At 70.9% G+C, this 25,871-nt stretch carries 25 protein-coding genes; 23 read left to right on the top strand and 2 right to left on the bottom strand.

All coding sequences use genetic code 11. The features are described from left to right. Positions 1–44: 44 nt before the first annotated feature. From pnuC to AC1XX3_RS15640, 4 genes are read left to right on the top strand one after another with little or no spacing between them, the layout of a single operon-like run. Positions 45–755, top strand: coding sequence for a nicotinamide riboside transporter PnuC (pnuC, locus tag AC1XX3_RS15655; RefSeq protein WP_483322056.1), 711 nt, complete (start codon positions 45–47; stop codon positions 753–755). A gap of 4 nt (positions 756–759) precedes the next feature. Further along, a complete protein-coding gene (locus AC1XX3_RS15650) occupies positions 760–1,026 on the top strand; it encodes a phosphoribosyl-ATP diphosphatase (RefSeq protein ID WP_483322055.1) in 267 nt (88 codons plus the stop codon). Between the two features lie 41 nt (positions 1,027–1,067). After that, entirely contained in the window at positions 1,068–1,913 is an 846-nt protein-coding gene (gene hisG / locus AC1XX3_RS15645; RefSeq protein ID WP_483322127.1) for an ATP phosphoribosyltransferase, read from the top strand. Then, the gene (locus AC1XX3_RS15640) at positions 1,910–2,386 is read left to right on the top strand and encodes a PH domain-containing protein (protein WP_483322054.1); all 477 of its coding nucleotides are present in this window, start codon (positions 1,910–1,912) and stop codon (positions 2,384–2,386) included. Before hisG ends, AC1XX3_RS15640 begins: the two co-directional genes overlap by 4 nt. A 30-nt stretch (positions 2,387–2,416) precedes the next feature. On the opposite strand, the gene AC1XX3_RS15635 is transcribed toward AC1XX3_RS15640, so the two are convergent. Next, a complete protein-coding gene (locus tag AC1XX3_RS15635; RefSeq protein ID WP_483322053.1) occupies positions 2,417–2,893 on the bottom strand; it encodes a hypothetical protein in 477 nt (158 codons plus the stop codon). A 139-nt stretch (positions 2,894–3,032) separates the two neighbouring features. Between AC1XX3_RS15635 and AC1XX3_RS15630 the strand changes: the two genes are divergently transcribed. The 17 genes from AC1XX3_RS15630 to AC1XX3_RS15550 all read left to right on the top strand — a co-directional run bounded on the left by AC1XX3_RS15630 (position 3,033) and on the right by AC1XX3_RS15550 (position 20,792). Further along, a complete protein-coding gene (locus tag AC1XX3_RS15630; protein ID WP_483322052.1) occupies positions 3,033–3,545 on the top strand; it encodes an SseB family protein in 513 nt (170 codons plus the stop codon). Positions 3,546–3,697: 152 nt separating this feature from the next. Then, the gene (gene infC / locus AC1XX3_RS15625) at positions 3,698–4,513 is read left to right on the top strand and encodes a translation initiation factor IF-3 (RefSeq protein WP_483322051.1); all 816 of its coding nucleotides are present in this window, start codon (positions 3,698–3,700) and stop codon (positions 4,511–4,513) included. Positions 4,514–4,587: 74 nt separating this feature from the next. Then, a complete protein-coding gene (rpmI, locus tag AC1XX3_RS15620) occupies positions 4,588–4,791 on the top strand; it encodes a 50S ribosomal protein L35 (protein WP_483322050.1) in 204 nt (67 codons plus the stop codon). A gap of 45 nt (positions 4,792–4,836) precedes the next feature. Beyond that, a complete protein-coding gene (rplT, locus tag AC1XX3_RS15615) occupies positions 4,837–5,214 on the top strand; it encodes a 50S ribosomal protein L20 (protein ID WP_483322049.1) in 378 nt (125 codons plus the stop codon). 16 nt (positions 5,215–5,230) lie between these two features. Continuing rightward, positions 5,231–6,067 carry a TrmH family RNA methyltransferase gene (locus tag AC1XX3_RS15610; protein ID WP_483322126.1) on the top strand — a complete coding sequence of 279 codons (837 nt, stop codon included), beginning with the start codon at positions 5,231–5,233 and terminating at the stop codon, positions 6,065–6,067. A 191-nt stretch (positions 6,068–6,258) separates the two neighbouring features. Then, on the top strand, positions 6,259–7,368 hold the full coding sequence (pheS, locus tag AC1XX3_RS15605; protein ID WP_483322048.1) for a phenylalanine--tRNA ligase subunit alpha: 1,110 nt from the start codon (positions 6,259–6,261) through the stop codon (positions 7,366–7,368). Further along, a complete protein-coding gene (gene pheT, locus AC1XX3_RS15600; protein ID WP_483322047.1) occupies positions 7,365–9,857 on the top strand; it encodes a phenylalanine--tRNA ligase subunit beta in 2,493 nt (830 codons plus the stop codon). Before pheS ends, pheT begins: the two co-directional genes overlap by 4 nt. Positions 9,858–9,894: 37 nt before the next feature. Further along, positions 9,895–10,932 carry an N-acetyl-gamma-glutamyl-phosphate reductase gene (gene argC / locus AC1XX3_RS15595; RefSeq protein ID WP_483322046.1) on the top strand — a complete coding sequence of 346 codons (1,038 nt, stop codon included), beginning with the start codon at positions 9,895–9,897 and terminating at the stop codon, positions 10,930–10,932. A gap of 79 nt (positions 10,933–11,011) precedes the next feature. Next, positions 11,012–12,163 carry a bifunctional glutamate N-acetyltransferase/amino-acid acetyltransferase ArgJ gene (argJ, locus tag AC1XX3_RS15590; RefSeq protein WP_483322045.1) on the top strand — a complete coding sequence of 384 codons (1,152 nt, stop codon included), beginning with the start codon at positions 11,012–11,014 and terminating at the stop codon, positions 12,161–12,163. Continuing rightward, on the top strand, positions 12,160–13,209 hold the full coding sequence (gene argB, locus AC1XX3_RS15585; protein WP_483322044.1) for an acetylglutamate kinase: 1,050 nt from the start codon (positions 12,160–12,162) through the stop codon (positions 13,207–13,209). The genes argJ and argB overlap by 4 nt, the downstream gene beginning before the upstream one ends. Next, complete coding sequence (locus AC1XX3_RS15580) at positions 13,209–14,462, top strand: acetylornithine transaminase (protein WP_483322043.1); 1,254 nt, start codon at positions 13,209–13,211, stop codon at positions 14,460–14,462. Before argB ends, AC1XX3_RS15580 begins: the two co-directional genes overlap by 1 nt. Then, positions 14,459–15,400: an ornithine carbamoyltransferase gene (gene argF / locus AC1XX3_RS15575; RefSeq protein ID WP_483322042.1), complete on the top strand. Its 942-nt coding sequence runs from the start codon at positions 14,459–14,461 to the stop codon at positions 15,398–15,400. Before AC1XX3_RS15580 ends, argF begins: the two co-directional genes overlap by 4 nt. After that, complete coding sequence (locus tag AC1XX3_RS15570; protein WP_483322041.1) at positions 15,397–15,936, top strand: arginine repressor; 540 nt, start codon at positions 15,397–15,399, stop codon at positions 15,934–15,936. The genes argF and AC1XX3_RS15570 overlap by 4 nt, the downstream gene beginning before the upstream one ends. Positions 15,937–16,012: 76 nt before the next feature. Then, entirely contained in the window at positions 16,013–17,212 is a 1,200-nt protein-coding gene (locus tag AC1XX3_RS15565) for an argininosuccinate synthase (protein ID WP_483322040.1), read from the top strand. Beyond that, entirely contained in the window at positions 17,212–18,705 is a 1,494-nt protein-coding gene (gene argH / locus AC1XX3_RS15560) for an argininosuccinate lyase (protein WP_483322039.1), read from the top strand. Before AC1XX3_RS15565 ends, argH begins: the two co-directional genes overlap by 1 nt. Positions 18,706–18,879: 174 nt before the next feature. Continuing rightward, entirely contained in the window at positions 18,880–20,148 is a 1,269-nt protein-coding gene (tyrS, locus tag AC1XX3_RS15555) for a tyrosine--tRNA ligase (RefSeq protein WP_483322038.1), read from the top strand. Between the two features lie 56 nt (positions 20,149–20,204). Beyond that, positions 20,205–20,792 (top strand): hypothetical protein, encoded by a 588-nt coding sequence (locus AC1XX3_RS15550; RefSeq protein WP_483322037.1) that lies wholly within the window; start codon positions 20,205–20,207, stop codon positions 20,790–20,792. Here the strand turns inward: AC1XX3_RS15550 and xylB are convergent. Then, entirely contained in the window at positions 20,746–22,143 is a 1,398-nt protein-coding gene (gene xylB / locus AC1XX3_RS15545; protein WP_483322036.1) for a xylulokinase, read from the bottom strand. The genes AC1XX3_RS15550 and xylB overlap by 47 nt on opposite strands. Before the next feature lie 219 nt (positions 22,144–22,362). On the opposite strand from xylB, the gene AC1XX3_RS15540 reads away from it, so the two are divergent. After that, positions 22,363–24,843, top strand: coding sequence for a hypothetical protein (locus tag AC1XX3_RS15540; RefSeq protein WP_483322035.1), 2,481 nt, complete (start codon positions 22,363–22,365; stop codon positions 24,841–24,843). Next, positions 24,840–25,871, top strand: coding sequence for an HAD-IIA family hydrolase (locus AC1XX3_RS15535; protein ID WP_483322034.1), 1,032 nt, complete (start codon positions 24,840–24,842; stop codon positions 25,869–25,871). Before AC1XX3_RS15540 ends, AC1XX3_RS15535 begins: the two co-directional genes overlap by 4 nt.

Raw genomic sequence — 25,871 nt, 5'->3', positions numbered from 1 at the left:
TCTCTCCACCCCGGTATCCGTGCGATCGGACGAGTGGAGGATTCATGGATTTCTCAGACCTGCTTGTGCGGTTGCTGGACGCCAAACTCGACGTCGGTCCCGGCATTCTGTGGCGGGAGATCATCGGCAACGGGTTCGGACTGGCATCTGCACTTCTGGGCATGCGGCGCAAAGTCGCCGCCTGGCCCATCGGCATCGTGGGCAACATCTTGTTGTTCACGGTGTTCCTCGGCGGGGTGTTCCACACCCCGGCCGATCTCGATCTGTGGGGCCAGGCCGGCCGCCAGATCTTCTTCTTCATCGTCAGCCTCTACGGCTGGTACCGCTGGTACACCTTCCGCAAGAACAGTGCCGGCGGCGCGGCCGGGGTCAAGCCAGGATGGGCCGGGCGCAACGGCCTGATCCAGCTGGCGGTCGGCGCCGTGGTGTTGTGGACGGCGTTCTACTTCATCCTCAAGGCGCTCGACTCGTGGGGTCCGGCGGCTGACGCCTGGATCCTCACCGGCTCGATCCTGGCCACCTATGGGATGGCCCGCGGCTGGGTGGAGTTCTGGCTGATCTGGATCGCGGTCGACATCGTCGGCGTGCCGTTGCTGCTCAACGCGGGGCTCTACCCCTCGGCCATCATGTACATCGTCTACGGCGCATTCTGCGTGATCGGGTTCGTGTCCTGGTGGCGGATCGAGAAGCGCGAGCGTAGTCATAGCGCGGCGCTGGCCGATGAGGACGAGGTCATGGTCAAGCCTCTAGGCTGACCCGGTGACCAAATCTTTCGACGCCTTGTTCGCCGAGCTGAGCGAGAAGGCAGTACGGCGCGAGGCGGGCTCCGACACGGTGGCCCGCCTCGATGCCGGTGTGCACCAGATCGGCAAGAAGATCGTGGAGGAGGCCGCCGAGGTGTGGATGGCGGCAGAGTTCCAGAGCAAGGACGAGGCGGCCGAGGAGATCAGTCAGCTGCTCTATCACCTGCAGGTGATGATGCTGGCGCTCGGTCTTGACCTCGAAGACGTCTACGCCCACCTCTGAGCGCAGCACGTAGGGTGATGGACGTGAATTCGTCTCGCCCCCTGCTCAAGGTCGCCGTACCCAACAAGGGATCCTTGGCCACCGCCGCGTCGGAGATGCTGCGCGAAGCCGGCTACGCCCAGCGCACCGACCCCAAGGAGCTGGTGCTCTTCGACGAGGCCAACGGGGTGGAGTTCTTCTATCTCCGACCGCGCGACATCGCCGTCTACGTGGGGGAGGGCACCCTCGATATCGGGATCACCGGGCGCGACATGCTGCTCGACTCCCAGGCCAGCGCGACCGAGGTGCTACCGCTCGGCTTCGGCCGCAGCCGGTTCCGGTTCGCTGCGCCGGTGGGAACCCGGATGAGCGTCGCCTCCCTGCAGGGGCTGCGGCTGGCGACCTCGTATCCGGGCCTGGTCGAGTCCTATCTGGCTGAGCGTGGCGTGACCGCCCGGCTCATCCGGCTGGACGGCGCTGTCGAGACGGCCATCCGGCTGGGTGTCGCGGACGTGATCGCCGACGTTGTGGAGACCGGGACGACCCTGCGCCAAGCCGGGTTGGAGCTGTTCGGCGACCCGATCCTGCAGTCGGAGGGGATTCTGATCCGCCGCGCCGACGTCGACGCCCCGCTCGGACTCGACCTGCTGGAGCGACGGCTGAACGGCGTCCTGGTCGCGCGCAACTACGTGATGATGGACTACGACGTATCCGACCAGGCGGTGGAGAAGGCCTGCGCGATCACCCCCGGGCTGGAGTCGCCGACCGTGTCGCCGCTGGCCCGGGAGGGCTGGCACGCAGTCCGCGCCATGGTGCCGCGTACCGAGGCGCAGCAGATCATGGACGACCTCTGGGAACTCGGCGCGCGCGCCATCTTGGTCACCGACATCGCCGCCTGCCGGCTGTGAGCTCCGTGGCTGGGGCGCTGGTGTTTCGTCCGCGCCGCCTCCGGGTCCTCGGCATCGGGTTCACCGCCGCCCTGTGTGGCTTGTGTGCCTTCGGCTGGTTCGCCCTGCCGGTGGAGCTGCGGGCCCAGTTCTCCCTCGAGCAGCGGCTCACCTTGCTCGCCTTCTTGGGGGTGATCGTCCTGATTCTGGTCGCCCTCGCGGCCAGCTACGTCCGGGCCGACGCCGATGGGCTGCGCTGGCGCAACGGACTTCGGACCCAGGCGGTGACCTGGGACCGGGTGCACAAGATCATGCTGCGACCGGGGGACCCGTGGGCCATCGTGCTGGTCAGGCCCGACGACGGTACGCCGTTCGAGGCCGACCTCGACGCCGACAAGCGTCAGTTGATGGGGATCCAGGCCAATGACGGGGAGCGCGCCCGCCAGGCTGTCGCGGACCTCGTCGCCCTGGCCCAGGCCGCCCGCCAGACGTGACGCGCCCCAGGCCGAGCGCGCCGATGAGGCTTACTCGATCCCGCGGGACTTGAGCAGAGCTTCGATCTCGTCCAGTTCCGGGTCGGCGGGGGCGTTGCTCGCCGACTTCTTCGCCGGGGCCCGACCCGCGGGCGCCTTCGATCCGGTCAGCGGGGCTGCGCCGGATCGGCCTTGCACCGCCACCTCACTGCGCTTACGGGTCTTCGTCCGCTTGGCCAGCATGCCGCCGACCACCCAGAGGACCGCACACAGGGCCAGCACCCCGAGCCCGACCAGCACCAGCGGGGACCAGATCATCGAGTTCAGCCAGTCCAGGATCGCCACCGCGCCGTCCCAGGCCAGCCGGAGCAGCCCACTGAGATAGAGCGCGACCGGGGCGAGGACGAGCCCGACGCCCTGGACGACCCGGCCGGTTCTGCCGCGACGCCAGGCCAGGCCGGTGAAGACCAGCCCGAGGATGGTCAGGACCACACACAGCGGCAACAAGATGGTATCGGCAGCAGGCATGCGTCAACCCTGCCACACGAGGGCGTCGGCGACGATGGGTGAGAGCCCGCAGCCGACCCCGGCTTCGCGCCACACACCGGCCGCAGCCGGACCGAACAGGCCACCGGTCCGCTGTGCCGGCGTTGCTACGGTGAACGGCGTGAACCACGAACGCTCCCTGACCGACTCAGCCTTTCCCGACGACGACGGCAGCGGGAATCCCGCCACCCGCACCGCGCTGGCCGCGGCAGTGGGCAGCGCGGACCCGGCCGACTATCTGCGGGCCGTGGCGGCCTTGTGCGTTGACCGGCTGTTGGTGCCGGTGGTTGCCACGGCGACGCGGCTCGGCGAGGTGAGCGCAGGGCTGACCTCCGACAAGGAGGCAGAGATGGCGGTGGTGATGCTGCAGGCCGGCGATGGACGCCGCGCCATGCTGGCCTTCACCGGACTGGACGCCATGCAGGCGTGGGACGCGACAGCGCGCCCGGTGCCGGTGACGCTCGACCTGGCCGCCCAGTCAGCCCAGTCGGAGTCCGCTGCGGCGCTGCTGGTCGATATGGCGGGGCCGCACCCGCTGGTGCTGGAGGGCGATCTGCTGGCCCAGCTGGCGGCCGGGCACCGGCTGACCGAGCTGCCCGGCGGGCAGTTCGGTTGGGTGATGCCGGCGGAATAGCTGCGCCGCCGACAGCGTTGGACACGTCGTCGGAGCAGATCCGCGATATGCCAGGTGGGGCAATCGATGGTAGTCTCGCTGCGACCGATTCAGTGGAAGCACTGGGTCCGCAAGCGGAGACCTGATCTCCCACCCTACGACGTGCACCATGGTTGTCGGGTCCGGTCCACGATCGCGCGCTTCGGCGCCGTTCGTGGTGTTCAGGGTCTTCGCGTACGCGGAGGCCCTTTTCGTTTCCTCGGAGTCGTTCATCCCACGACACTCTTGGAGGACATATCAGCACCGAACCGCGGATCAACGATCGTATTCGCGTCCCCGAGGTCCGCCTGGTCGGACCCGCGGGCGAACAGGTCGGGATCGTTCGCATCGAAGACGCTCTGCGCCTCGCGCGCGAAGCGGAACTGGATCTGGTCGAGGTCGCGCCGATGGCGCGTCCCCCGGTGGCCAAGCTCATGGACTACGGCAAGTTCAAGTACGAGAACGCGCAGAAAGCCCGTGAGAGCCGCCGCAACCAGACCAACACCGTGATCAAGGAGATGAAGCTCCGACCGAAGATCGACAGCCACGACTACGAGACCAAGAAGGGTCACGTTGTTCGGTTCCTCAAGGCTGGCGACAAGGTCAAGATCACGATCATGTTCCGCGGTCGCGAGCAGTCGCGACCGGAGCTCGGTTACAACCTGCTGAAGAAGCTGGCCACCGACGTCGACGAGTTCGGCTTCGTGGAGAGCTCGCCCAAGCAGGACGGCCGCAACATGCTGATGGTGCTCGGGCCGCACAAGAAGAAGACCGAGGCTCGCGCCGAGGTCCGTGCGGAGCGGGATCGCAAGGCTGCCGAGCGTCAGGCTGACGCCGACGCGGAGCACGCTGAGCTCGCCGAGCATCGGGCTCATGTGTCGGAGGTGGCTGCGCCGAAGAAGAAGCGCGGTCCGGCCGACAATCTCGACCCCGACGTCGACCTCGGCTGACGTCGTCACACACGTACGACCCCGTCCGGAGCAAGTCCCCGGTCGGGCCACGCAATAGGGAATGGAGCGGCACCATGCCGAAGATGAAGACGCACTCCGGTGCCAAGAAGCGATTCAAGATCACTGGTTCGGGCAAGGTCATGCACCGCCAGGCGGGCAAGATGCACCTGAATGAGCACAAGCCCAGCACGCGTACCCGTCGTCTCGACGGCGACACGGTCCTGGCCAAGGGCGATGCCGCCAAGGCCAAGAAGATGCTCGGCAAGTACGGCAAGTAACGCTCACCCGCCCTTTACCAGTTCACCTCAGCAAGGAGTATCACCATGGCACGCGTCAAGCGTTCTGTGAACGCGCAGAAGAAGCGCCGTCAAGTTCTCGAGCAGGCCTCCGGCTATCGCGGCCAGCGCTCGCGGCTGTACCGCAAGGCGAAGGAGCAGGTCACCCACTCCCTCGTCTACGCGTACCGCGACCGTCGGGCCCGTAAGGGGGACTTCCGCAAGCTCTGGATCCAGCGCATCAATGCGGCGGCCCGTGCCGAAGGCATGACCTACAACCGCTTCATCTCCGGCCTCAAGGCCGCCGATATCGAGGTGGACCGCAAGATCCTCGCCGACCTCGCGGTCACCGACCCCGCGGCCTTCTCGGCACTGGTGGTCATCGCCAAGGAGCACCAGAACGTCGCTGACACCGCGGCTGCCTGACCGGCGCCAGGTGCAGATCGCAACACCGTCCGAGCCGACCCGACTGGTTCCTGCCTCGCAGAACCAGCTCAGGTCGGCTCGTCGGCTTGTCCGGCGCAAGGACCGGCTCGCCGCCGGGCTCTTCCTCGCCGAAGGCCCCCAGTCCGTCCGCGAAGCTTTGCGCCGGCCGAACACCGTGGAGCAGCTCTTCGTCACCGGCGGCGGTGCACAGCGATATCCCGACCTGGTCGCTGCCGCACTGGACAGTGGCGTAGCCGTCCGGCTGACCTCCGACGACGAGCTCGCAGCGTTGACCGACACCGTCACCCCGCAGGGCTTGGTGGCGGTGTGTGCGGCGCTGGACGTAGCGCTGAGCGCGGTGCTCGCCGGTCCGCCGTCGCTGGTCGTCTGCTGCGCGTCGGTGCGCGACCCCGGCAACGCCGGCACGGTGATCCGCTGTGCCGACGCGTTCGGTGCTGACGGCGTGGTGCTCAGCGCGGAGTCGGTCGAGCTGTACAACCCCAAGACCGTCCGGGCCAGCGCGGGCAGCGTCTTCCACCTGCCGGTCTCGGTGGGGGCCGACCTGCCGGCGGCGGTCGCGGCGTTCCAGGCGGCCGGGATGCAGGTCCTGGCGGCCGACGGAGCGGGGGCGGAGGATCTGGCCGACCTCGCCGCCTCGGGTCGACTTCGCCGCCCCACCGTGTGGCTGATGGGCAACGAGGCGTGGGGGCTGCCGGCCGAGCACGCCGCCCTGGCCGACCAGGTCGTCCGCGTCCCGATCTACGGTCAGGCCGAGAGCCTCAACCTCAGCACCGCCGCCGCCGTCTGCCTCTATGCCTCGGCCTCGGCCCAGCGCCGACAGCCCGGGAGCTGACCCGACGACGGCTCGTGTCCGGCTCGTGTCTGGCCCGCTGAACGCTGCCGCACCCGCCGCCCGTGCCCGCCGCCCACCTCAAGCGCCCACCGCAGCGGGCTGTCCGCCCGCTGACCGGTTGGCCAGCCACGGGCTGCGGTTCCTAGACTGTCGTGGCTATGTCCGCACCGACCACCACCCGAGGGGAACCCATGTCCGGGCCGAACAAGAGCTATGACCCCGTGCAGGTCACGCCGCTGGACGCCGAGCACGTCGAGGCCATGGTGGCTGACGCCCTCGCCGCCTTCGCGGCCGCCGCCACGGTGGCCGAACTCAAGCAGGCCCGGGCCGCACACGCCGCCGACCGGTCGCCGATCGCCCTCGCCAATCGCGAGATCGGTGCGCTGCCACCACAGGCCCGTAAGGACGCCGGGGCGCGGATCGGTCGTGCCCGCGGGCAGATCAACGCAGCCCTGGCCGAGCGCGAGGCCGCGCTGTCGGCCGACGAGCTCGCTCGCAGCCTGGTCGAGGAGCGGGTCGATGTCACCGTCGGCGTCGAGCTCGCCCCGGCAGGTGCGGTGCACCCGATCAGTGCCCTGATGGACAAGATGTGTGACGTGTTCGTCGGCATGGGGTGGGAGGTGGCCGAGGGGCCGGAGGTCGAGGCTGAATGGCTCAACTTCGACGCCCTCAACTTCATCCCGGACCACCCGGCCCGGACCATGCAGGACACGCTGTTCGTGGACCCCGCCGACGCCGGCATGGTGTTGCGGACCCACACCTCGCCGGTCCAGGTGCGGACCCTGCTGGAGCGTGAGCTGCCGGTCTACGTCGTCTGCCCCGGCAAGGTCTACCGCGCCGACGAGTTCGACGCCACCCACCTCCCGGTCTTCCACCAGCTCGAGGGTCTGTGTGTCGACAAGGGCATCACCATGGCCCACCTGCGCGGCACCCTGGACGCGTTCGCCCGGGCCATGTTCGGTGATGTCCGGACCCGGATGCGGACCAACTACTTCCCGTTCACCGAGCCGTCGGCCGAGGTGGACCTGGAGTGCTTCGTCTGCCACGGCGCCTCGGTGAACAACCCCGACGCCCCCTGCCGGACCTGCGGCAGCGAGGGCTGGATCGAGTGGGGCGGCTGCGGCATCGTCAACCCCCGGGTGCTGCAGGCCTGCGGCATCGACACCGACGTCTATTCGGGCTTCGCCTTCGGCATGGGAGTGGATCGCACCTTGATGTTCCGTAACAACAACTCCGACCTGCGCGACACCGTCGAAGGTGACGTACGGTTCAGCCGCTCGCTGGTGGGGACCGCCCGATGAGGGCGCCGCTGACCTGGCTGCGCGAGTATGTGGCGCTGCCGGCGGAGATGACGGCGCACGCCGTCGGGCAGACCCTGATCGGCGTCGGGCTCGAAGTCGAGACGGTGGAGACTGCCGGTGGCGACGTCACCGGGCCGGTGGTGGTCGGTCGGGTGCTGTCCGCGGAGCCGGAGCCGCAGAAGAACGGCAAGACGATCAACTGGTGCCGCGTCGACGTGGGCAGCACCCACAACGACGAGTCGGGCTCGCGCGGCATCGTCTGCGGCGCGCACAACTTCGGGCCCGGCGACCTGGTCGTCGTCGCCCTGCCGGGCGCGGTGCTGCCCGGTGACTTCGCCATCGCGGCGCGCAAGACCTACGGCCACGTCTCGGACGGGATGATCTGCTCGGCCCGCGAGCTGGGCCTGGGCGACGACCACGAGGGCATCCTGGTGCTGGCCGGCGAGCTGGAGCCCGGAGCCGACGCCGTCGAGGTGCTGCACCTGCGCGACGACGTACTCGACATCGCTGTCACCCCGGACCGTGGCTACTGCTGGTCGATGCGCGGCCTGGCCCGCGAGGCCGCCGCCGGGCTGCAGGTGGCGTTCACCGACCCGGTGGCGCTGCCGGTCCCGGCGCCCAGCGACGCGGGGTGGCCCGTCTCGCTCGAGTCCGCGGCGTGCCCGGTCTTCGTCGCCGTCACCGTGTCCGGGCTCGATCCCGACCGGCCCAGCCCACGCTGGCTGCAGCGGCGGATCCAGCTCGCCGGGATGCGGCCCATCTCCCTGGCCGTCGACGTGACCAACTACGTGATGCTCGAGACCGGCCAGCCGCTGCACGCCTACGACGCCGACCGTCTCCGCGGCAGCATCGTGGTGCGGCAGGCAGCTGTGGGGGAGAAGCTGACCACCCTCGACGACGTGACCCGCGATCTCGATCCGGGCGACCTCCTGATCACCGACGACAGCGGGCCGATCGGCCTGGCCGGAGTCATGGGCGGTGCTGCCACCGAGCTGTCGGCCGAGACCCGCACCGTTGTCATCGAGGCGGCACACTTCGACGCGCTCACGATCGCCCGGACGTCGCGACGGCACAAGCTGTCCAGCGAGGCCAGCCGCCGCTTCGAGCGCGGCGTCGACCCGGCCGCCACCTACGCCGCCGCGCATCGCGCCGCCACCTTGCTGGTGGAGCTGGCCGGCGGCACGCTGGAGCCGGCCGAGACGGTCATCGGCTCCGTACCGGCACCGGCGGGCCTGCGGATCGATGCCGGACTGCCCGGCCGGGTCCTCGGGCTGGAGGTGTCAGCCGAGCAGGTCACCGAGCTGCTGGTCTCGGTCGGCGTTGCCGTCACCCCTGACGGTGAGCAGCTGGAGCTGACACCGCCGACCTGGCGTCCCGATCTGACCGACCCCTACGACTATGTCGAGGAGGTCGGCCGGTTGATCGGGTTGGAGAACATCCCCGCCGTCGTGCCCAAGGCGCCGCCCGGGCGGGGTCTGACCACCTCCCAGCGGCTGCGGCGCGCCGTCAGCCAGGCGGTGGCCGACGCCGGATTCGTCGAGGTGCTGAGCTTCCCGTTCCTGGCCGCGGCCGAGCTGGACCAGCTCGGGGTGCCGGCCACCGACGAGCGTCGCCGGCTGGTGCGGCTCGCCAACCCGCTGTCGGAGACCGCGCCATACCTGCGAACCACGCTGCTGCCGGGACTGCTCGCGGCGGTCACCCGCAACACGAGCCGCAGCAACGACGACCTGGCGCTGTTCGAGTCGGGTCTGGTCTTCCTCGGTCAGGAGAGTCCGCGGGTCGCCCCGCGGCCCCCGGTCGAGCACCGGCCCAGCGCCGAGGAGCTGGCAGCGATCACCGGCGCGCTGCCGGCGCAGCCGCGGCACCTCGCCGTGGTGCTCACCGGTTCCTGGCTGCCGGCCAGCGGTACGGCCCCGGCCGTCCCGGCCACCTGGCAACACGCGGTGGCCTTCGTGGAGACGGCCGCCCGCGCGGTGGGCGTCACGGTCCTGCGGCGCAGTGCCGAGCACGCGCCCTGGCATCCCGGCCGGTGTGCGGAGATCGTGCTGGCCGAGACCGGCGCAGTGATCGGCTGGGCCGGTGAGCTGCACCCGAGTGTGGTCAAGGCGTACGGCGTCCCGGCGCGCACCTGCGCAGCCGAGATCGACCTGGACGCGCTGATCGCGGCCGCGCCGAGCGGTGGAGACGTGGCCGCGATCTCAGCCTTCCCGGTGGCGAAGGAGGACGTCGCGCTGATCGTCGACCGCGACGTGCCGGCGGCGACGGTGCGCCAGGCCCTGATCACCGGCGCCGGTCCGTTGCTGGAGTCAGTCCGGCTGTTCGACGTCTACGTCGGCGACCAGATCGGCGCGAGCAAGAAGTCGCTGGCCTACGCGCTGCGGTTCCGGGCACCGGACCGTACCCTCACCGACGGTGAGGCGGCAGCAGCCCGCGACGCCGCCGTCGCCGTAGCGGCGCGGGAGACCGGGGCGGTCCAGCGGACCGAGTGAGACCGCTTCGCATAGAAATGCCACGTGTGGCATGATTATGTCTATGGTCAAGGTTGCGGTGGCAGGTGCCACGGGATATGCGGGCGGGGAGCTGCTCCGGCTGCTGCTCGGCCACTCTGAGGTGGAGATCGGCACGGTCAGCGCGGGCAGCAGCGCCGGCTCCCGACTGGGCGATGCCCAGCCGCACCTGGTGCCGCTGGCCGACCGCGTCGTCGCCGACACGACGGCTGAGAGTCTGGCCGGCCACGACGTGGTCTTCCTCGCCCTGCCGCACGGGACGTCGGCCGCGATCGCCGCCGCGCTGGGTCCCGACACCGTGGTGATCGACTGCGGCGCCGACTTCCGGCTGGCTGACGCTGGCGCCTGGGAGCAGTTCTACGGCTCGCCCCATGCCGGGACCTGGCCCTACGGGCTGCCCGAGCTTCCCGGCCAGCGCGAGGTGCTCGCCGGGACCCGCACTGTTGCCGTCCCCGGTTGCTACCCGACCACCGCCACCCTGGCGCTGCTGCCGGCCATCGCCGCCGGCCTGACCGACGCCCGGGACACCGTGGTCGTCGCGGCCAGCGGCCCGTCCGGGGCCGGCAAGTCGCTCAAGCCGCATCTGCTGGGCTCGGAGCTGATGGGCTCGGCCAGCGCGTACGGGGTGGGTGGCGTGCACCGGCACACCCCCGAGCTGCTGCAGAACTTCGCCGTCTGCGGCGCGGCCGACCCGAGCGTGTCGTTCACCCCGGTGCTGGTGCCGATGTCGCGAGGCATCCTGGCGACCTGCTCGGCGCCGCTGTCCGACCCGTCGCTGACGTCGGAGGCCGCCTACGCCGCCTACGCGCAGGCGTACGCCGATGAGCCGTTCGTGCACCTGCTGCCGGCCGGCCAGTGGCCGCAGACGCAGTCGGTGCTGGGCTCCAACGCCGTACACGTGCAGGTGATCGTCGACCCGGCCGCCGGTCGGCTGGTCGCGGTCGCCGCGCTCGACAACCTGACCAAGGGCACCGCCGGCGGAGCCATCCAGTGCATGAACCTGACTCTCGGGCTGCCGGAGCAGTCTGGGCTGACCACGGTCGGAGTCGCTCCGTGACCGGCTGCGCACCGAGCCGGACCGAAGCCGGCACCGCCCGGCGGAGCGCCGGACCCACCACCGAGTTCGAGGACGGACAATGAGCGTCACCACACCGCAGGGCTTCGTCGCGGCGGGCATCGCGGCCGGTATCAAGAGCAACGGCCAACCCGACCTGGCGCTGGTGGTCAACCAGGGACCGCAGTACGCGGCCGCCGGCGTGTTCACCAGCAACCGGGTCAAGGCCGCGCCCGTGCTCTGGTCCCAACAGGTGCTCACCGACGCCACCCTGCGCGCCGTGCTGCTCAACTCCGGTGGCGCCAACGCCTGCACCGGTCCGGACGGCTTCGCTGACGCCCACCGCAGCGCGGAACTGGTCGCCGAGGGCCTCGGCATCGGGGCCATCGACGTGGCCGTGTGCTCCACCGGCCTGATCGGCATCCGGTTGCCGATGGACGCCATGGCGGCGGGCATCGCCACCCTCGCCGGCGCGACCACGCCGACCGGTGGCGGCGACGCCGCACGGGCGATCATGACAACCGACTCCGTGCCCAAGCAGTCGGTGCGCTCCGGCGAGGGCTGGTCGGTCGGCGGCATGGCCAAGGGCGCCGGCATGCTGGCACCGGGTCTGGCCACCATGCTGGTGGTCCTCACCACGGACGCCGTCGTCGACCAGGCACAGCTCCAGGCGCACCTGCGGGAGGCCTGCCGCACCACCTTCGACCGGCTCGACAGTGACGGCTGCATGTCCACCAATGACACGGTGATTGTGATGAGCAGTGGCGCGTCGGGGGTGGCACCGGGCGAGGCAGAGCTGGCTGCTGCGTTGACCGAGGTGTGCGCTGACCTGGCCGCGCAGCTGATGGCCGACGCCGAAGGTGCTGCGCACGAGATCACCATCGTGGTGGACGGAGCGGCCAGCGAGGAAGACGCGGTCACCGTCGGTCGCAGCATCGCGCGCAACAACTTGTTCAAGTGCGCCGTCTTCGGCGAGGATGCCAACTGGGGCAGGGTTCTGGCGGCGATCGGCACCACCGACGCCGTCTTCGAGTCCGACGCCCTGGATGTCTCCTTCAACGACGTGATGGTCTGCCGGGGTGGCTCGATCGGCGACCCGCGGGAGCTGGTCGACCTGTCACCGCGGCAGGTCCTGGTGCGCGTCGACCTGCACGCCGGGAGCCAGAGCGCCACCATCCTCACCAACGACCTCAGCTATGACTATGTCAAAGAGAATGCGGAGTACTCGTCGTGACCGACCCCCAGGCCGTACCGTCGGTCAGCAGCCCGTTGTCGCTGGTCGAGAAGGCCGGCATCCTGACCGAGACACTGCCCTGGCTGGAGACGTACGCGGGCAAGACCGTGGTGATCAAGTACGGCGGCAACGCCATGATCGACGACGACCTCAAGCGCGCCTTCGCCCAGGACATCATCTTCATGAAGCGGTGTGGCGTGCACCCTGTCGTGGTCCACGGCGGCGGCCCGCAGATCTCCTCGATGCTCGGTCGGCTCGGTATCCCCAGCGAGTTCAAGGGCGGCCTGCGGGTCACCAGTCCTGAGGCGATGGATGTCGTCCGGATGGTGCTGGTCGGCCAGGTCGGCCGCGAGCTCGTCGGCCTGATCAACCGCCACAGCACGCTCGCTGTTGGCATGTCGGGTGAGGACGGCGGACTGTTCACCGCCGAACGCCGCGGGACCGTCGTCGACGGCGAGGAGGTCGACCTCGGGCTGGTCGGCGACGTGGTGGCGGTGCAGACCGAGGCCATCAACGGCCTGATCGGCGCCGGCCGCATCCCCGTGGTGGCCAGCATCGCGCCCGATCGCCACGGCGTGGTGCACAACGTCAACGCCGACACCGCCGCCGCCGCCCTCGCTGTGGCGTTGGGCGCGGAACGGCTGGTGGTGCTGACCGACGTGGAAGGTCTCTACCGCGACTGGCCGCACAGCACCGACGTGATCAAGGAGCTGAGCGCGTCCGAGCTGGCCGAGCTGATGCCGACGCTGGAGTCGGGCATGGTGCCGAAGATGGAGGCCTGCCTGCGAGCGGTGCAGGGCGGACTGACCCGTGCCACCGTCACCGACGGGCGGGTCCCGCATGCCCTCTTGTTGGAGATCTTCACCAACGAGGGGATCGGCACCATGGTCACCCAGGACGGCCTGATCCGGTTGGGCAGCCGCGTCTTCCCGGCCGCCGAGGGCGTCCCCAGCCACGAATACGCCAACGGGCACTTCACCCCGCTCACCGGCGCGAATCTTCCCGGCGCGAACCTTGCGGGCCAGCCGAACTCTGGAGCACTGTGATGACCACGGACGAACTCGCGCTGAGCACGGCGCTGTCCACCCTGACCGCCGGCAACTCCTCGTCCGCCTCGGTTCTCGCGGCGTACTCGTCGACCATGATCAACACCTTCGGCCCGCCGAAGCGGGTCTTCGTGCGCGGCGAGGGCTGCTACGTCTGGGACGCCGAGGGTCACCGCCACCTCGACCTGCTGGCCGGTCTCGCGGTCAACGCGCTGGGCCATGCCCATCCGACGGTGCTGGCCGCGATCACGAGCCAGCTGTCCACTCTCGGTCACGTGTCGAACTTCTTCGCCACCCCGGCCCAGGTGGCCCTGGCGCAGCGGCTGACCAGCTTCGCCACGGTGAATAGCCCCGGCGAGACGGCCCGCGTGTTCTTCGCCAACTCCGGCACCGAGGCCAACGAGGCGGCCTTCAAGCTGACCCGGCGGACCGGTCGGACCAAGATCATCTCCACCGAGGGTGCCTTCCATGGGCGTTCGATGGGCGCCCTGGCGCTGACGCACAATCCCAAGTACCGCGAGCCGTTCGCTCCGCTGCCCGGGGACGTCGAGTTCGTGCCCTACGGCGACGTGGCCGCCCTGGCGGCCGCCCTGGACGACACCGTGGCCGCCGTAGTGCTGGAGCCACTCCAAGGCGAGAACGGCATCGTCGTCCCGCCGTCCGGCTATCTCGCCGCCGCACGGGACCTGACCCGTCGCTCTGGCGCCCTGCTGTGGATCGACGAGGTGCAGACCGGGATGGGACGCTGCGGTGACTGGCTCGCGTCCAGTGCGAGTGGCATCACCGCCGATGTGGTGACCCTGGCCAAGGGACTCGGCAACGGCTTCCCGATCGGGGCCTGCATCGCCACCGGCTCCGCCGCCGACCTGCTCGGCCCGGGCTCCCACGGCAGCACCTTCGGTGGCAACCCGGTCGCGGCCATCGCCGGTCTGGCGGTGATCGCGGTGATCGAGCGGGACGGGCTGCTCCGCCACGTCGAGGAGGCCGGCGAGCACCTCGCCGGCGCGGTGCGGGCGCTGGAGCATCCGCTGGTCACCGGTGTTCGCGGACAGGGGCTGCTGCGCGGCATCACGCTGGCCGCACCGGTCGCCGCCGCCGTGGCCGACGCTGCGCTCGACGCCGGCTTCATCCTCAACGCGCCACGCCCGGACGTGCTGCGGATCGCGCCGCCGCTCGTCATCACCACCGCCCAGCTGGACACCTTCGTGGCCGCGCTGCCCGGGCTGCTCGACACCGTGGGAGGTGCGGCATGACGCTGCGTCACTTCCTGGCCGACGACGACCTGACCCCGGCGGAGCAGGGGTTGGTCCTCGACCGCGCCGCCGAGCTGCGGCTCGACCCCTTCGCCTTGTCGACGTACGCCGGTCCGCGCAGTGTGGCGGTGATCTTCGACAAGCCGACCCTGCGGACCCAGGCGTCGTTCAGCGCCGGCATCGCCGAGCTCGGCGGCGCCACCATGATGGTCGACGGCCGGCTGGCGGGGATCGGCGTTCGGGAGTCGGTCGCCGACACCGCCCGGGTGCTTGGCCGCCAGGCCGCGGCAGTGGTGTGGCGGACCTACCGGCAGAGCGATCTGACAGAGATGGCGGCCTACGCCGGCGTACCGGTGGTCAACGCGCTGACCGACGACTTCCACCCCTGCCAGATCCTGGCCGACCTGCAGACCGTGGTGCAGCACAAGAAGATGCTGGCCGGGCTGACCTTCGCCTACGTCGGCGACGGCGCCAACAACATGGCCAGCTCCTATGCGCTGGGTGGCGCGCTGGCCGGGCTGCACGTACGGATCGGTGCGCCGGATGGGTTCCAGCCCGACCCGGCCGTGCTGGCCCGGGCGCAGGCGCTGGCCGCCGGCACCGGGGGGAGCGTGACCGTGACCGACTCCGCGACCGAGGCCGTGTCCGGAGCCGACGTCGTCGCCACGGACACCTGGGTCTCGATGGGGCAGGAGGGTGACGGGATCGACCGCGCTTCCGTGTTCGCCCCGTACGCGGTGACCGAGGCACTGATGGCGCGGGCCGATCGGGACGCGATCTTCCTGCACTGCCTGCCCGCCTACCGGGGCAAGGAGGTGGCCGCGGAGGTCATCGACGGCCCGCAGTCGGTGGTCTGGGACGAGGCGGAGAACCGGCGGCACGTCCAGAAGGCGATCCTGTCGCTGCTGGACGAGTGGTCATCGCAGGACCGGCCATGAGCACCGCAGCCCGAGCTCCGCTGACCAAGACAGCGCGACAGGCCAGGATCATCGCGCTGCTGGAGCAGCACGAGGTCCGGTCGCAGACCGACCTGGCCGAGCTGCTGGCCGCCGAGGGCGCGCAGGTGACCCAGGGCACGCTGTCTCGCGACCTGGTCGAGGTCGGGGCGGTACGGGTCCGCGGGCTCGGCGGGCATCTGGTCTACGCCGTGCCCGGCGAGGGCGGCGACCGGACACCGCACGTGGGGGAGTTCGCCTCCTTCGAGGGCCGACTGGCCCGGTTGTGCGGAGAGGTCCTCGTCTCGGCCGAGTCCTCGGCCAACCTGGTCGTGCTGCGAACCCCGCCCGGCGCCGCGCAGTATTTCGCCTCCGCCATCGACCGGGTCGGCTGGAGCTCCATCCTCGGCACCATCGCCGGGGACGACACCATCTTGTTGATCACCCGCTCCGCCACCGGCGGCGCCGAACTGGCGGAACGTTTCCTGCTGATGAGCAGGACCGGCAAGGTCGCCGGCACCGACGATCCCGGCAGCTGAAGACCCACCACCTTGACCACAGTCCCCGGCACCCTCGTGCCCCGGGACCCACTGCACCGAAGAGAGAGTGAAGAACGTGAGCGATCGCATCGTATTGGCCTACTCGGGAGGTCTTGACACCTCCGTCTGCATCGGCTGGCTGTCAGAGCAGACCGGACAGGAGGTCGTCGCCGTCGCGGTCGACGTCGGCCAGGGCGGCGAGGACATGGAGGTGATCCGCCAGCGCGCCCTCGACTGCGGCGCTGTCGAGTCGGTCGTCGTCGACGCCAAGGACGAGTTCGCCGATGACTTCTGTCTGCCCGCGCTGCGGGCCAACGCGCTCTACATGGACCGCTACCCGTTGGTCAGCGCCCTGTCCCGGCCGCTGATCGTGCGGCACCTGGCCGAGGCCGCGAAGTTCCACGGCGCGACAGTGGTCTCCCACGGCTGCACCGGCAAGGGCAACGACCAGGTCCGCTTCGAGGTCGGCATCATGGCGCTCGCCCCCGAGCTCAAGGTGATCGCGCCCGTCCGCGACTACGCCTGGACCCGGGAGAAGGCGATCGCGTACGCCGAGGAGAAGGGCCTGCCGATCAACCAGAGCAAGAAGTCGCCGTACTCGATCGACCAGAACGTCTGGGGGCGCGCGGTCGAGACCGGCTTCCTCGAGGACATCTGGAACGCTCCGGTCGAGGACGTCTACGACTACACCAGCGACCCGTCGGTGCCCCGCGACGCCGACGAGGTGACGATCACCTTCGAGGCGGGCGTCCCGGTCGCCATCGACGGCACCCGGGTGACGGTGCTCGAGGCGATCCAGCAGCTCAACGTCCGTGCCGGCGCCCAGGGCATCGGCCGGCTCGACATGGTGGAGGACCGTCTGGTCGGGATCAAGAGCCGCGAGGTGTACGAGGCCCCGGGTGCGATCGCGCTGATCACCGCCCACATGGAGCTGGAGAACGTGACCATCGAGCGCGAGCTGGCCCGCTACAAGCGCGGCGTCGACCAGCGCTGGGGCGAGCTGGTCTACGACGGCCAGTGGTTCTCGCCGTTGAAGCGGGCCCTGGACACCTTCATCGACGAGGCACAGCAGGCCGTCACCGGGGAGATCCGGATGGTCATGCACGGCGGGAAGGCGACGGTCACCGGCCGCCGCAGCGGCGCCAGCCTGTACGACTTCAACCTCGCCACCTACGACGAGGGCGACAGCTTCGACCAGTCGCACGCCCGCGGGTTCATCGAGCTGTACGGCATGTCGAGCAAGATCGCCGCCCGGCGGGACGCTGGTCTGTCCTGATGAACGCGACCAGCTCCGGCGATCGGTCCGACGGCACCGGGGAGGGGCGACTGTGGGGCGGCCGGTTCGCCGGCGGCCCCGCCGACGCCATGTTCGCCCTCAGCCAGTCGACCCAGTTCGACTGGCGGCTGGCGCGCTACGACCTGGCCGGGTCGCGGGCGCACGCCGGGGCGCTGTACCGGGCGGGCCTGCTCACGGCTGATGAGCACCAGGCCATGCGAGCCGGGATCGACCGGCTGGAGGCGGACGTGCTCTCGGGTGCGTTCGGCCCGGCGCCGACGGATGAGGACGTGCACGGGGCGCTGGAGCGCGGCCTGATCGCCACGGTCGGCCCAGAGCTCGGCGGCCGGCTGCGGGCCGGGCGGTCCCGTAACGACCAGATCGCCACGCTGATCCGGCTCTATCTCCGTGACGCCCTGCGGATGGTCGCGGTGGAGCTGCAGGCCGTGGTGGCGGCGCTGCATCAGCAGGCCCGGGAACACCTCGGGGTGGCCATGCCGGGTCGGACCCACCTGCAGCACGCCCAGCCGATCCTGCTGTCGCATCACCTGCTGGCCCACGCCTGGCCGCTGCTGCGCGACTGTGACCGGATCCGCGACCTGGACCGACGCCTCGCGGTCAGCCCGTACGGCTCAGCGGCGCTGGCGGGAACCTCGCTCGGGCTCGATCCGCAGGAAGTGGCCACCGACCTGGGGTTCGACTCCAGCGTGGCCAACTCCATCGACGGCACAGCCGCTCGGGACCTGGCCGCCGAGGCGGCGTACGTGCTGGCGCAGATCGGCGTCGACCTGTCACGGCTGAGCGAGGACGTGATCTTGTGGTGCACCCACGAGTTCGGCTTCGCGACCTTGTCCGACGCCTGGTCGACCGGGTCCAGCATCATGCCGCAGAAGAAGAACCCGGACGTCGCCGAGCTGGCGCGCGGCAAGTCGGGCCGCCTGATCGGCAATCTGACCGGGTTGATGGCCACGCTCAAGGGCCTGCCGCTGGCCTACAACCGGGATCTGCAGGAGGACAAGGAGCCCTTGTTCGACTCCGTGGACCAGCTGCTGGTGCTGACTCCTGCGGTCGCCGGGATGGTCGCCACGTTGACCTTCCACCCGCAGCGGCTGGAGGCGCTGGCACCACGCGGCTTCTCGCTGGCCACCGACGTGGCCGACTGGCTGGTGCGCCAACGGGTGCCGTTCAGCGAGGCGCACGAGATCGCCGGGGCGTGCGTCCGGTTCTGCGAGTCCCACGGGATCGAGCTGTCGGATCTGAGCGCCGACCAGCTGGCGGAGATCTCGCCGCAGCTGCGACCGGCGGTGCTCGACGTGCTGACCGTTCCCGGCTCGATCGACAGCCGGGACGGCCGCGGTGGCACGGCGACGGCCAGGGTTCGCGAGCAGCTGCAGGAGATGCTCGAGGGCATTGACGCAGTGACGGCCTTCGTCAACGAACACCTCGACGCCCGTCCGGTGCTGGCCGACTGGCTGGGCCGGCAGCCGCGCTGACGGCACCCGGCCACCAGGTCGGTGGCGTCGCGGACGAAACGCGGGCCGGGTCTGTGGCGCGGTAGGGCAGGATGGACGCGGCGCGGGCGGTCCGCGCCGAACCGTCCTTGGTGAGGGCGGGCAAACCCGATCACCCCGTACGGGGTGCGGCGACAGCGATGAGAGGTACCCAGCGTGACGAGCGTGCTCGACGAACTGACCTGGCGGGGTCTGGTGGCCAACTCCACCGACGAAGCGGCGCTGCGGGAGCATCTCGCGGCCGGTCCGGTCACGTTCTATGTGGGGTTCGACCCGACAGCGCCGAGCATCCACTTCGGCAACCTGGTCCAGCTCATCGTCGCCCGGCACCTGCAGCGTGCCGGGCACAAGCCGCTGATCCTCGTCGGCGGGTCCACCGGCATGATCGGCGATCCGAAGGACGCCGGCGAGCGGACGCTGAACAGCAAGGAGACCGTCGCCGAGTGGGTGGCGAAGATCCAGCGACAGGTGACGAAGTACGTCGACTTCGACGGCCCGGCCGCGGCCCGGGTGGTCAACAACCTCGACTGGACCGGTTCCATGTCGGTGCTGGACTTCCTCCGCGACATCGGCAAGCACTTCCCGGTGAACCGGATGCTGGCCCGCGACGTGGTCCGCAACCGGCTCGAGGCCGGCATCTCCTACACCGAGTTCTCCTACGTGCTGCTGCAGTCGATGGACTACCTGGAGCTGTTCCGCCAGCACGGCTGCACGCTGCAGTTCGGCGGCAGCGACCAGTGGGGCAACATCACCGCCGGCGTCGAGCTGATCCGGCGCAGCACCGGCGAACGGGTGCATGCCATGGCCACGCCGCTGCTGACCAAGGCCGACGGCACCAAGTTCGGCAAGACCGAGGGCGGCACCGTCTGGCTGGACCCGGAGATGACGTCCCCGTATGCCTTCCACCAGTTCTTCCTCAACGCCGAGGACGCCAAGGTGATCGAGTACCTCAAGGTCTTCAGCCCGCGCAGCCGGTCCGAGATCGAAGAGCTGGAGCGGCTCACCGCCGAGCAGCCGCAGCGACGGCTCGCCCAGAAGGCCCTGGCCGACGACGTCACCGAGCTGGTGCACTCGGCCGAGGAGCGGGACGCTGCCATCGCCGCCGCGGCCGCGCTGTTCGGCCGCTCGGAGCTGACCGAGCTGGCCGAGCCGGTGCTGGCCGGGGTGGTCAGCGAGCTGGGCGGGGTGACGCTGCCGTCCGGGGCCGAGCTGCCCGGGGTGGTCGACCTGCTCGAAGCCACCGGTGTGGTGGCCAGCCGTTCGGCCGCCCGCCGGGCGATCGCCGAGGGCGGGGCGTACCTCAACAACCAGCGGGTCACCGACCCGGACGCGACCCTGACCGAGGACGACCTGCTCTTCGGCCGGTACGTCATCACCCGGCGCGGCAAGAAGACGGTCGGTGCGGCCATCGTGACCCGCGGCTGACCGATGACCTGGGGGACGCGGTCGTCGGCCGGGCGGCTCCGGTGAACGCGGCCCCGGTGAGGTCAGGCGCCGCTGATCTGCGGGTCGTGCTGCTCAACGGCACGGTGGGCGTGGGCAAGACCTCGGTGGCCGAAGCCGTCGGGGACCTCTGCCAGGGCGCCGGGCTGCCCGGCGCGGTGATCGACCTGGACTGGCTCCGTCGGGCGTGGCCGGCGCCGGCCGATGACCCGTTCTATCTCGCGCTGGAGCTGGCCAACCTGGCCGCTGTGGCCGAGAACTATCGCGCGGCCGGGATCACCCACCTGGTGCTCGCGGGCGTCGTGGAGACCGCCGACCAGCGTTCCCGGCACGAGGAGGCCGTCGGCACGCCGATGACGCAGATCCGGCTCCGGGCCGACCTCGGTCTCGTCCGGGACCGGCTCCGCTCGCGGCATCGATTCGACGACGCCGGCCGGGACTGGCATCTGCGCCGTAGCGTCGAGTTGGACGCGATCTTGGCAGCGTCGAACACCGACGACCTGGTGCTGGACGTCACGGACCACACCGTGGCGCAGACGGCCGCTGTCGTGCTCGACCGACTCGGCTGGCTGCGCGGACTCAGCGCTGGAAGTGACCCGCAAGGATCTCGGCGTAGCGGGCGTTGATCTCGTCGGCAGCGGCCCGGTCCGCGTCGGTGGCCTGGTGCTCGCTGAGCACCGGCACCGACCAGGTCGGCAGCTCGCCGGTCAGCGCCCACGCCGCCTGCCGGGCGGCGCCGACGGCGACACTTTCGAAGGTGTCGGTCACCACGATCGGCAGCCCGAAGACCGACGCCGCGATCCGGCGCACCGCACTCGACTGGGAAGCCCCGCCCGTCAGGGTGATCCGGCTGATCTCACCGGTCTGCTCGCGCAGCACCTGCACACCGTAGGCCAGGCTCCACAGCACCCCTTCGATGGTGGCCCGGGCCACGTTGGCGGGCGTCATGTTCTTCAGCGTCAGGCCGACCAGCTCGCCTCGCGCGTCCGGCAGCGGCGGGGTCCGCTCGCCCTCCAGGTACGGCACGAAGCTGAGGCCCTGGCTGCCGGGCTCCGCGCTCAACGCCAGCCGGCTCAGCTCGGCCAGGTCGACGCCCAGCAGCTCCGCGGTCGCCACCAGGTTGCGCGCCCCGTTCAGGGTGCAGACCAGGGGCAGGAACGCGCCGGTCGCGTCGGCGAATCCGGCCACCGTGCCGGTCGGCTCGTGGGTCTGCGACTCGCTGCGGGTGAAGGCGGTGCCGCTGGTGCCGAGCGAGACGACGGCCTCACCGGTCCGGAGGTCCAGGCCGAGCCCGGCGGCCATGTTGTCCCCGGTGCCGGCGGCGATGGCGATGCCGTTGGGGGTGTGGCCGACGATCTCGCCGGGGGCGGCGACCCGGGGGAGCTCGAGGTCGTGGCCCAGCGCCCGCTCGACCAGGTCATGGCGGTAGGTGTTCGCGGTGGCGTCGAAGTAGCAGGTGCCGGACGCATCGCCGCGGTCGGTGGTCGGGGCGAAGGACCGGCCGCCGATCTGCCACGTCAGCCAGTCATGGGGGAGCACCACGGACCGGGTGCGGGCGGCCTGCTCCGGCTCGGCGCGAGCCAGCCAGCGGATCTTGGCCACGGTCATCGACGCCACCGGCACGCTGCCGACGGCGTCGGCCCAGGCCTGCGGACCCCCCAGCTCGTCGATCAGGTCGACGGCGTCCGGCGCGGAGCGGTTGTCGTTCCACAGCAGCGCGTCTCGGACAAGCTCGCCGTCGTCGTCGAGAGTGACCATGCCGTGCTGCTGGCCGCCGACGGCCAGCGCCTCGACCCCGTCCAGCAGAGCGGGGTCGCGGGTGGCCTGCTGATAAGCCGACCACCAGGCCGCGGCCGACACCTCGGTGCCGTCGGGATGGTTGGCCCGGGCCGACCTGACCACCTCACCGGTCGTGGCGTCGCAGACCACCACCTTGACCGACTGGGTGGACGAGTCGATGCCTGCCACGAGTGCCACGGGGTGCTCCTCCGGTCGAGCCGGCAGTGCGTCGGTGCACCGTCGGTCGGTGGTTGTCGACTGGAAGGCTACGGCACCGGCCGCGCGGGGCGGGAGGACGATCCCGCGGCGTTGGACTGTGACCGACTCGCTTCCGGCCGGCGACCTGGCTGGGCCCGGCAGCAGGTAATGTGCGCCAGCCCTTTTGCTTCTGTGTCCGAATGCGGACAGGATTGAGCGGTGGTAGACAACAACCGACCTGGTCGCGACGACAACTCCCCGCGCCGAGACCGTGACGACCGACCCCGTGCTGGTCGGGGCGACAGTTATCGCGGTGAGCCGGGTTCGGGCGGCGCTCCCCGTGGGTCGAGCGGCCGCAACGACAGATCCGGCGGCGCGCGCGGCGGCAGTGACCGCGGCGGCAACGCGGGTCGTGACCAGCGCGGCGGCTCACCGGCCCGCAACGACCGGAGCGGCTATGCAGGTCGTGACGACCGAGGCGCGCAGGGTTCTCGTGGACGTGACGACCGCGGTGGGTACGCCGGCCGCGACGACCGAGGCCGGGCCGCGGGCGGGGACAGCCGTGGTGGCTACTCGGGGCGCGACGACCGCGGCGGGTCCCGCGACGACCGTGGTGGCTATCAGCGCCGCGATGACCGTGGCGGGTCCCGCGATGACCGCGGTGGCTACCAGCGCCGCGATGACCGTGGCGCGTCCCGCGACGACCGCGGTGGCTACCAGCGCCGAGATGACAGCGGTGGCTATCAGCGCCGCGATGACCGTGGCGCGTCCCGCGACGACCGCGGCAGTTCCCAGCGCCGCGACGACCGGAGCGGCTATCAGCGCCGCGATGACCGCGGGGCTTCGGATTCGCGCGGGTCGGCGAGCCGCGGCGGCTACCAGGACCGGGACGCGCGCGGACGTGACGATCGCAGGAGCGGGTACCCCGATCGCGATGACCGTGGCGGCTATCAGGGCCGTGGGGCGAGCGCGGGACGTGACGACCGCGGCGGCTATCAGGGCCGCGACCGGGGTGGCCCCGGCACATCGGGCCGCGACGACCGCGGTGCGCAGGGTTACCGCGGCCGCGACGACCGCGGTGCGTCGGGTTACCGCGGTCGCGACGACCGGGGGACTACCGGGGGCGTCCGTGGCTCCCGGCCGCGCGACGACCGCTCCGCACCGCGGGAGTTCCGCCGTGACGACCAAGGTGGACGTGACTTCGCCGGCCGCGGTGGGTCCGGCCGTGACGACCGCGGCGACTTCCGTCCGCGCAGTGACCGGCCGCGTGACGATCGGCCCCGTGACGATCGCCCGCGCAGTGACAATCCGCGCAGTGACAGGCCGCGCAGTGACAACCCCCGCTTTGACAAGCCCCGCGACGACCGCGGGGAGCGCCGCTACGGGCAGCGCGACGACCGGGCGCCCCGGGCCTACGGCGACCGGACATCCTCGCGGGACGACCGGAGCGGAGCCCGCCCGGATCGCGGCGAGCGCCGATACGACGACCGTCGTCCGAGCGGTGATCGGTTCGACCGGGACGACCGAGGCGGTCGGCCGGAGCGAGGTCGCGGCGACCATGACAATGAGCGGGGCCCGCGCGAGGCACCACGACCCGGTCTGGCGCGCAAGGACAACGAGCCGGCCATCCCCGAGGGGGTCGACATCCGCGAGCTGCACCGCGCCGTGCGGGCCGAGCTCCGCGGGTTGCCCAAGGAGCTCGCCGAGATCGTCGCCTCGCACCTGGTGGTGGCCGGCCAGCTGATCGAGGAGGACCCGGAGCGGGCCTACGCCCATGCTGAAGCCGCTCGGCGTCGCGCCGCGCGGCTGCCGATCGTCCGCGAGGCCGCCGCTGAGACCGCGTACGCCGCCGGCCACTTCGACGTGGCGCTGAGCGAGTACCGCGCGCTGCGCCGGATGACCGGTACCCACGACTATCTGCCGGTGATGGCCGACTGTGAGCGCGCCCTGGGCCGCCCCCAGTCAGCTCTGAAGCTGGCCAAGGAGTCGCACCGCTACGAGCTCGACCCGAGCCAGCAGGTGGAGATGATCATGGTCGAGGCAGGTGCCCGCCGTGATCTTGGCCAGGAGGCCGAGGCGCTGCGGGTGTTGCACGCAGCGATCGAGAAGCACACCGGGAAGGGCACCGAGGCGCGGCTGTCCGGCGCCCGGCTGCGCTACGCGTATGCCGATGCGCTTCTCCAGCAGGGCAAGGAGGAGCAGGCGCGGGGTTGGTTCGTGGCCGCGGCCAAGCTCGATGACGACGAGGAGACCGACGCTCGCGCCCGAGTGGACGAGCTGGACGGGTTGTTGATCGACTTCGACGAGACCGAGGACGAGGACGAAGAGGGCAGCGAGGCCTACGGCCGCGACGAGCCCGAAGAGGCGGACGAGCCGGAGGACGCGGACGAAGAGGCCTACGGCCGCGACGAGCCCGAGGATGAGGACGCGACCTCGCTCGCAGCAGACCACGACGACGACTCACCCAGCGACGACTCACCCAGCGACGACTCACCCAGCGATGACCAGGCCAGCGACGACCAGGCCGGGGCAGAGCAGGCCGGCGCAGAGCAGGCCGGGGATGATCAGGCTGTGAGCGAGCCCGACGCGGACACCGGATCCGACGCGTCGGACCAGGACTGGCAGGCGGTGGTCGCTGCCGAGTCGCACGATCAGCCGCATCAGGACTCGCCGTCCGATCCGGAAGCTGACCGTTCGTGACCACTCAGGGTCAGCGCCTGCTGATCGATGACTATGAGGCGGCGCTGTTCGACCTCGACGGCGTCGTCTACCTCGGCCCGGTGGCTGTGGCCGGCGCCGTCGCAGGGATCAGTGGGCTGCGCGACCGCGGCGTCCGGCTCGGCTTCGTCACCAACAACGCCGCGCGGCCGCCGTCGGCTGTCGCTGAGCATCTGGTCGAGCTCGGTATCACCTGCACCGCGGACGACGTGGTGACGTCGGCCCAGGCAGGTGCCCGGCTGCTGGTCGACCGCTTCGGCGTCGGCGCCAAGGTGCTGCTGGTCGGGGGGATCGGCGTTCGTACGGCTCTGGAAGAGGCGGGTCTGGTGCCGGTGCCGTCGCTCGACGACGAGCCGGTGGCGATCATCCAGGGGTGGGACCCCGAGCTGCGCTGGCAGCAGCTGAACGAGGCAGCGATCGCGGTCCAGCGCGGAGCGTACTGGGTGGCCACCAACACCGACTCGACCCGCCCGACCGACCGGGGCATCGTTCCGGGCAACGGCGCTGCGGTGGCCGCTGTCCGGAGCGCCGTGGACGTCGACCCGGTCGTGGCCGGGAAGCCGTACCGCCCGCTGATGGACGCCACCTTGGAGCGGCTTGGCACCCGACGGGCGATCTTCGTCGGCGACCGCACCGACACCGACATCGCCGGCGCCGTGGCGGCCGGCCTGGACAGCCTGTTCGTGCTCAGCGGGGCCCACGGGCCTCGCGACCTGCTCGTCGCCGACGCCGCTTCCCGGCCGACCCAGATCGGGGCCGACCTACGCGCGCTGCTGCAGCCTCGGCGTGAGGTGAAGGTCGCCGACGGCTGGGCCAGCTGCCAGGCGATGACGGCCGAAGTCGCCGACGGGGCACTGTCACTGACCACCGACCCGGCCGACAGCACCGAGGGTCTGGACGCGCTGTGGGCGCTGTGCCAGCTGGCCTGGGCCGCGGCGGACGCCGGCGAGGCGCTGGACCTGGTCCCGGCTCTGGCGGCCCTCGCCCGCTGTGGGCTGGGCACCGACTAA

The organism is Microlunatus sp. M237, from assembly GCF_056896895.1.
This window is presented reverse-complemented; position numbering and strand designations above follow the sequence as displayed.

Bases quoted from the DNA above. Each gene is read 5' to 3' on its own strand.
- pnuC (WP_483322056.1), top strand. From the start codon at position 45: ATGGATTTCTCAGACCTGCTTGTGCGGTTGCTGGACGCCAAACTCGAC.
- AC1XX3_RS15635 (WP_483322053.1), bottom strand. From the start codon at position 2,893: ATGCCTGCTGCCGATACCATCTTGTTGCCGCTGTGTGTGGTCCTGACC.
- rpmI (WP_483322050.1), top strand. From the start codon at position 4,588: ATGCCGAAGATGAAGACGCACTCCGGTGCCAAGAAGCGATTCAAGATC.
- rplT (WP_483322049.1), top strand. From the start codon at position 4,837: ATGGCACGCGTCAAGCGTTCTGTGAACGCGCAGAAGAAGCGCCGTCAA.
- pheS (WP_483322048.1), top strand. From the start codon at position 6,259: ATGTCCGGGCCGAACAAGAGCTATGACCCCGTGCAGGTCACGCCGCTG.
- pheT (WP_483322047.1), top strand. From the start codon at position 7,365: ATGAGGGCGCCGCTGACCTGGCTGCGCGAGTATGTGGCGCTGCCGGCG.
- argC (WP_483322046.1), top strand. From the start codon at position 9,895: ATGTCTATGGTCAAGGTTGCGGTGGCAGGTGCCACGGGATATGCGGGC.
- argJ (WP_483322045.1), top strand. From the start codon at position 11,012: ATGAGCGTCACCACACCGCAGGGCTTCGTCGCGGCGGGCATCGCGGCC.
- AC1XX3_RS15580 (WP_483322043.1), top strand. From the start codon at position 13,209: ATGACCACGGACGAACTCGCGCTGAGCACGGCGCTGTCCACCCTGACC.
- argF (WP_483322042.1), top strand. From the start codon at position 14,459: ATGACGCTGCGTCACTTCCTGGCCGACGACGACCTGACCCCGGCGGAG.
- AC1XX3_RS15570 (WP_483322041.1), top strand. From the start codon at position 15,397: ATGAGCACCGCAGCCCGAGCTCCGCTGACCAAGACAGCGCGACAGGCC.
- argH (WP_483322039.1), top strand. From the start codon at position 17,212: ATGAACGCGACCAGCTCCGGCGATCGGTCCGACGGCACCGGGGAGGGG.